The 6,377-nt window shown below is 52.8% G+C and carries 1 protein-coding gene, 11 tRNA genes and 2 rRNA genes (1 of these 14 only partly in view); all 14 read left to right on the top strand.

Going from position 1 to position 6,377, the window contains the following annotated elements:
* Positions 1-1,964: ribosomal RNA gene (locus ACZF99_RS23065) — 23S ribosomal RNA — on the top strand (it extends 970 nt beyond the left edge of the window).
* Positions 1,965-2,108: 144 nt separating this feature from the next.
* Positions 2,109-2,225: ribosomal RNA gene (gene rrf, locus ACZF99_RS23060) — 5S ribosomal RNA — on the top strand.
* A 5-nt stretch (positions 2,226-2,230) separates the two neighbouring features.
* Positions 2,231-2,306 (top strand) — tRNA-Asn (locus tag ACZF99_RS23055).
* 3 nt (positions 2,307-2,309) lie between these two features.
* Positions 2,310-2,382, top strand: a tRNA-Thr gene (locus ACZF99_RS23050).
* A gap of 11 nt (positions 2,383-2,393) precedes the next feature.
* A tRNA-Glu gene (locus ACZF99_RS23045) sits at positions 2,394-2,468 on the top strand.
* 27 nt (positions 2,469-2,495) lie between these two features.
* Positions 2,496-2,571, top strand: a tRNA-Val gene (locus tag ACZF99_RS23040).
* Between the two features lie 6 nt (positions 2,572-2,577).
* A tRNA-Gln gene (locus ACZF99_RS23035) sits at positions 2,578-2,652 on the top strand.
* Positions 2,653-2,664: 12 nt separating this feature from the next.
* Positions 2,665-2,740 (top strand) — tRNA-Lys (locus ACZF99_RS23030).
* A gap of 11 nt (positions 2,741-2,751) precedes the next feature.
* A tRNA-Leu gene (locus tag ACZF99_RS23025) sits at positions 2,752-2,835 on the top strand.
* A gap of 7 nt (positions 2,836-2,842) precedes the next feature.
* Positions 2,843-2,917, top strand: a tRNA-Gly gene (locus tag ACZF99_RS23020).
* A 9-nt stretch (positions 2,918-2,926) separates the two neighbouring features.
* A tRNA-Arg gene (locus tag ACZF99_RS23015) sits at positions 2,927-3,003 on the top strand.
* Between the two features lie 28 nt (positions 3,004-3,031).
* Positions 3,032-3,108: transfer RNA gene (locus ACZF99_RS23010), tRNA-Pro, on the top strand.
* A 12-nt stretch (positions 3,109-3,120) separates the two neighbouring features.
* Positions 3,121-3,194 (top strand) — tRNA-Gly (locus ACZF99_RS23005).
* 334 nt (positions 3,195-3,528) lie between these two features.
* Positions 3,529-6,324: a phosphoenolpyruvate carboxylase gene (gene ppc / locus ACZF99_RS23000; protein ID WP_483607266.1), complete on the top strand. Its 2,796-nt coding sequence runs from the start codon at positions 3,529-3,531 to the stop codon at positions 6,322-6,324.
* The last annotated feature ends 53 nt before the right edge of the window (positions 6,325-6,377 follow it).

The raw sequence follows: 6,377 nt of genomic DNA, 5'->3' as shown, positions 1-6,377 counted from the left end.
CCACAGTACTTTATAACCGGGAGTCAGACAGTGAGTGCTAAGATCCATTGTCAAAAGGGAAACAGCCCAGACCATCAGCTAAGGTCCCCAAGTGTGTGTTAAGTGGGAAAGGATGTGGAGTTGCACAGACAACCAGGATGTTGGCTTAGAAGCAGCCACCATTTAAAGAGTGCGTAATAGCTCACTGGTCGAGTGACTCTGCGCCGAAAATGTAACGGGGCTAAACACACCACCGAAGCTATGGCTTGATGCTTTGCATCAGGGGTAGGGGAGCGTTGTATGTAGGTTGAAGGTGTACCGTAAGGAGCGCTGGACAGCATACAAGTGAGAATGCCGGTATGAGTAACGAAAAGATCAGTGAGAATCTGATCCGCCGAAAGCCTAAGGGTTCCTGAGGAAGGTTCGTCCGCTCAGGGTAAGTCGGGACCTAAGGCGAGGCCGAAAGGCGTAGTCGAAGGACAACAGGTTTAAATTCCTGTACCACCGTAATCCGTTATGAGCGATGGGGTGACGCAGCAGGGTAGTGACGCGGGGCGATGGAATGCCCCGTCCAAGCAGTGAGGCTGGTGTGTAGGCAAATCCGCACACTTTAAGGCTGGGCTGTGATGGGGAGGGAAAATTTACAGTACCGAAGGTCATGATCTCACACTGCCGAGAAAAGCCTCTAGCCAGGAGAAGGTGCCCGTACCGCAAACCGACACAGGTAGGCGAGAAGAGAATTCTAAGGCGCGCGGAAGAACTCTCGTTAAGGAACTCGGCAAAATGACCCCGTAACTTCGGGAGAAGGGGTGCCCCGGTAGAGTGAATAGCTCGAGGGGGCCGCAGTGAAAAGGCCCAAGCGACTGTTTAGCAAAAACACAGGTCTGTGCGAAGCCGCAAGGCGAAGTATACGGGCTGACGCCTGCCCGGTGCTGGAAGGTTAAGGGGAGCGGTTAGGAGGCAACTCCGAAGCTGTGAACCGAAGCCCCAGTAAACGGCGGCCGTAACTATAACGGTCCTAAGGTAGCGAAATTCCTTGTCAGGTAAATTCTGACCCGCACGAATGGCGTAACGACTTGGGCGCTGTCTCAACGAGAGATCCGGTGAAATTTTAATACCTGTGAAGATGCAGGTTACCCGCGACAAGACGGAAAGACCCCATGGAGCTTTACTGCAGCTTGATATTGGACTTTGATACGATTTGTACAGGATAGGTGGGAGCCTAGGAAGCCGGAGCGCCAGCTTCGGTGGAGGCGCCGTTGGGATACCACCCTGATCGTATCGGAGTTCTAACCTGGTACCGTAAGCCGGTACGGGGACAGTGTCAGGCGGGCAGTTTGACTGGGGCGGTCGCCTCCTAAAGAGTAACGGAGGCGCCCCAAGGTTCCCTCAGAATGGTTGGAAATCATTCGCAGAGTGCAAAGGCAAAAGGGAGCTTGACTGCGAGACTGACAAGTCGAGCAGGGACGAAAGTCGGGCTTAGTGATCCGGTGGTACCGCATGGAAGGGCCATCGCTCAACGGATAAAAGCTACCCTGGGGATAACAGGCTTATCTCCCCCAAGAGTCCACATCGACGGGGAGGTTTGGCACCTCGATGTCGGCTCATCGCATCCTGGGGCTGAAGTAGGTCCCAAGGGTTGGGCTGTTCGCCCATTAAAGCGGTACGCGAGCTGGGTTCAGAACGTCGTGAGACAGTTCGGTCCCTATCTGTCGTGGGCGTAGGAAATTTGAGAGGAGCTGTCCTTAGTACGAGAGGACCGGGATGGACGCACCGCTGGTGCACCAGTTGTTCCGCCAGGAGCACAGCTGGGTAGCTAAGTGCGGACGGGATAAGCGCTGAAAGCATCTAAGCGTGAAGCCCCCCTCAAGATGAGATTTCCCAGTATGTAAGACCCCTTGAAGACGACGAGGTTGATAGGCCTGAGGTGGAAGTGCAGCAATGTATGGAGCTGACAGGTACTAATCGGTCGAGGGCTTATCCAAAAACATCTAAAACACAAATTCGTTTCGTATCCAGTTTTCAGGCGATCAAGCGTCTGAATGACGATTTTAAGCTGCATGTCTTTTCTAAGGTTTGATCTTTTGCTGAAGCAGGGATCAGGCAGCGGAAGCAGCGCAAAAATCATGTTTGGTGGCGATGGCGGAGGGGTTCCACCCGTTCCCATCCCGAACACGACCGTTAAGCCCTCCAGCGCCGATGGTACTTGGACCGCAGGGTCCTGGGAGAGTAGGACGCCGCCAAGCAATGTTCCCTGATAGCTCAGTCGGTAGAGCACTCGACTGTTAATCGAGTTGTCACAGGTTCGAGTCCTGTTCGGGGAGCCACTTGCTCTCATAGCTCAGTAGGTAGAGTGCATCCATGGTAAGGATGAGGTCACCGGTTCGATCCCGGTTGAGAGCTTCTCTACATAAGGCCCGTTGGTCAAGGGGTTAAGACACCTCCCTTTCACGGAGGTAACAGGGGTTCGAATCCCCTACGGGTCACCATCTTCGTTATATGTAGATCCCAGATGTGGAGGCTTAGCTCAGCTGGGAGAGCATCTGCCTTACAAGCAGAGGGTCGGGGGTTCGATCCCCTCAGCCTCCACCATAGCATTGGGGATTAGCCAAGCGGTAAGGCAACGGACTTTGACTCCGTCATGCATAGGTTCGAATCCTATATCCCCAGCCATTTGCTTCATAAGAGCCATTAGCTCAGTTGGTAGAGCACCTGACTTTTAATCAGGGTGTCGAAGGTTCGAGTCCTTCATGGCTCACCAGTTTCACATTTGCGCGTGTGGCGGAATTGGCAGACGCACTAGACTTAGGATCTAGCGTCTTTGACGTGGGGGTTCAAGTCCCTCCACGCGCACCATCATTATGCGGACGTGGCTCAGCGGTAGAGCATCGCCTTGCCAAGGCGAGGGTCGCGGGTTCGATTCCCGTCGTCCGCTCCATCTTCATACGCGCCCTTAGCTCAGCTGGATAGAGCGTTTGACTACGAATCAAAAGGTCAGGAGTTCGAATCTCTTAGGGCGCGCCACTTTTTCAATTGCATATCGCCTTATTGACGGGATGTAGCTCAGCTTGGTAGAGCACCTGGTTTGGGACCAGGGGGTCGCATGTTCGAATCGTGTCATCCCGACCATTTCTTTAAGGTGCGGGTGTAGTTCAATGGTAGAACTCCAGCCTTCCAAGCTGGTAGCGTGGGTTCGATTCCCATCACCCGCTCCATACATAACAGCAACATCATCGGATAAGATGATGTTTTTTGTTATAATTGCAGCAATGGCCTCATTTCCGGGTATAAAAGTTTTCTATCATTAACTTATACCCTTGCAATTTACTGCTTTACCGTGTTAGGGTAGGTGGAGTTGGAACAAAGCGCTCCCCGTGGCTCCGATCAGGCCACCCGGAACAAATTTCTTACAAACTAAGTGAAGATTTTCAGGGCAGTTTATTGTATGATGTTAAGAAACGCTAGGCGACGCCATTTGGTCTAAACGACAAAGACGAGTGACAATGCTGAAATTAGCTTGCTGCATTAGGGATGAAATGGGGGAGAAACATGACAGAGTTAACGGTTACCGCAGGCAAAGGCAACTCGAATAACCTGCTTCGGCGCGACATTCGTTTTTTGGGCAATATTCTAGGAGAGGTCCTGGTGCATCAGGGCGGCAATGAGCTCTTGGATATTGTCGAGAAGATACGTGAAGCCAGTAAATCCCTGCGGGCTGTATTTTTACCGGAATTACATGAAGAATTTAAGGAAATGATCAACTCTTTGGAGCCCGGAATTCGTCATCAGGTGATCCGTGCATTTGCGATCTACTTCCAACTGGTGAATATCGCGGAGCAGAACCACCGGATTCGGCGCAAACGCGATTATGAGCTTTCGGCCGGGGACGCTGTGCAGACCGGTACGATCGAGTCGGCTGTCCGGGATCTGAAGGAGCAGGGCTTCAATTATGCCGAGGCTCAGGAAATCCTGGAAGGCATGTCGCTGGAATTGGTCATGACGGCCCATCCGACGGAAGCAATGCGTCGCGCGATTCTGGACATCCACAAGCGTATTGCCGACGACGTCATGCAACTCGACAACCCGACGTTGACCTACCGGGAGCGGGAGCAACTGCGGGAGAAGCTGCTTAACGAAGTCATCACGCTTTGGCAAACCGATGAATTGCGCGATCGCAAGCCGACCGTTCTGGATGAAGTCAGAAACGGCATGTATTATTTTCACGAAACTTTATTTCATGTCCTGCCGGAAGTGTATCAAGAGCTGGAACGTTGCCTGACCAAATATTATCCGGAGCACTACTGGCATGTGCCGACATATTTGCGCTTCGGTTCCTGGATCGGCGGCGACCGGGACGGGAATCCTTCCGTAACTTCGGACGTTACCTGGGAGACGTTGCGGATGCAGCGCAAACTGGCGGTACGCGAATACCAGCGGATTTTGTCCGATTTGTTCAAGCATCTTAGCTTCAGCACCAGCATCGTGGACGTTACCGACGAACTGATGGCTTCCATCCAACGGGACCGCCTTCAAGTCACTTTACGCAAAACGCAGCAATGGAACAACGATAAAGAACCGTACCGGATTAAGCTGACGTATATGACGGAGAAGCTGCACAATGTTTTGGACGACAGCAAGCAGGACACGCCGGAGCGCTACCCGAGCGTTGATGCATTTATCCAGGATCTGAAAATCATCGACCGGAGCTTGCGTCATCACTACGCCGACTATGTTGCCGATACCCATATCAAGAAGCTGATTCGCCAAGCGGAACTGTTCGGCTTCCATACGGCCACGCTGGATATTCGCCAGCACAGCAAAGAGCATGAGAACGCGATGACGGAAATTTTGGCGAAAATGAACATCGTGGACAATTACGGCGAGTTAGAGGAAGAAGATAAGATTAAGCTGCTGGAACGTGTGCTCAACGACCCGCGGCCGCTGACTTCTCCTTATCAGGAATACAGCGAAGCTACGAAAGAGTGTCTGGATGTTTACCGTACGGTTTACCGGGCGCAAAAAGAATACGGACAGCAGTGCATCACCAGCTATCTCATTAGTATGACGGAAGCGGCCAGCGATATTCTTGAGGTAATGGTCTTCTCGAAAGAGGTGGGATTGTTCCGCAAAGAAGCCGACGGTACCGTTGTCTGCACCCTGCAATCCGTTCCGCTCTTTGAAACGATCGACGACTTGCACGCAGCACCCGGCATCATGCGGCAACTGTTCAGTATGCCGATTTATCGTCAGTCAGTAGCGGCGATGAACGATCTCCAGGAAATTATGCTGGGCTACTCTGACAGCAATAAGGACGGCGGCGTGGTTACGGCCAACTGGGAGCTGCGCGTGGCGTTGAAGCAAATTACGGCCGCGGGCAATGAATTTGGCGTAAGGCTGAAATTCTTCCATGGGCGCGGCGGCGCGCTCGGACGCGGCGGCATGCCGCTGAACCGCAGCATTCTCGTGCAGCCGCCGGAAACGATCGGCGGTGGCATCAAGATCACCGAGCAAGGCGAGGTGATCTCGTCGCGGTATTCCTTGCGCGGTATCGCCTACCGCAGCTTGGAGCAAGCGACCTCGGCGCTGATTACCGCCGCGATTCAAGCGAAGTTGTATCAAGGCCCAAGTCCGGAGGAACAACGCTGGGAAGAAATCATGACGGGGATTTCGGAGACGTCGCTTCATAAATATCAGGATCTTGTTTTCCGCGAACCGGATTTCCTGAAGTTCTTCCGTGAATCGACGCCACTGGTTGAGGTGGGCGAGCTGAATATCGGTTCCCGTCCTTCCAAGCGTAAGAACAGCGATCGGTTTGAGGACTTGCGGGCGATCCCGTGGGTGTTTGCGTGGACGCAAAGCCGCTATTTGTTCCCGGCATGGTACGCCGCGGGTACCGGCCTGCTTAACTTCTATCAAAACAACGAAGAGAACCTCAAGGTTCTTCAGGATATGTACCAGAACTTCTCTTTCTTCAGAACGGTTATCGATACGTTGCAATTTGCGCTGATTAAAGCAGACTTGGTGATCGCCAAGGAATATGCGAAAATGTGCTCGGATAACGAAGTCAAGGATCGCATCCTTGGCCAAATCGAAGAGGAGTTCCGGTTGACGCGGGAAATGGTGTTGAAAATTGCCGACATTTCCGAAATTCTCGACAACGTACCGGGCTTGCAAGAATCCATTCGTTTGCGTAATCCGTATGTCGATCCGCTCAGCTATTTGCAGGTCCAGCTCTTGACGGAGTTGCGGACGGTGCGGGAACAAGGACAGGATGACGCCGAACTGCTGCGTGAAGTTCTGCTTACGATTAACGGTATTGCCGCCGGACTTCGGAATACGGGCTGATGCCCGCAGGCTTACCGACTGGAAAGCCAAGCCGGGCCTTCTATATGAGGAGG

The organism is Paenibacillus sp. JL3B1040, assembly GCF_057063165.1.
This window is presented reverse-complemented; position numbering and strand designations above follow the sequence as displayed.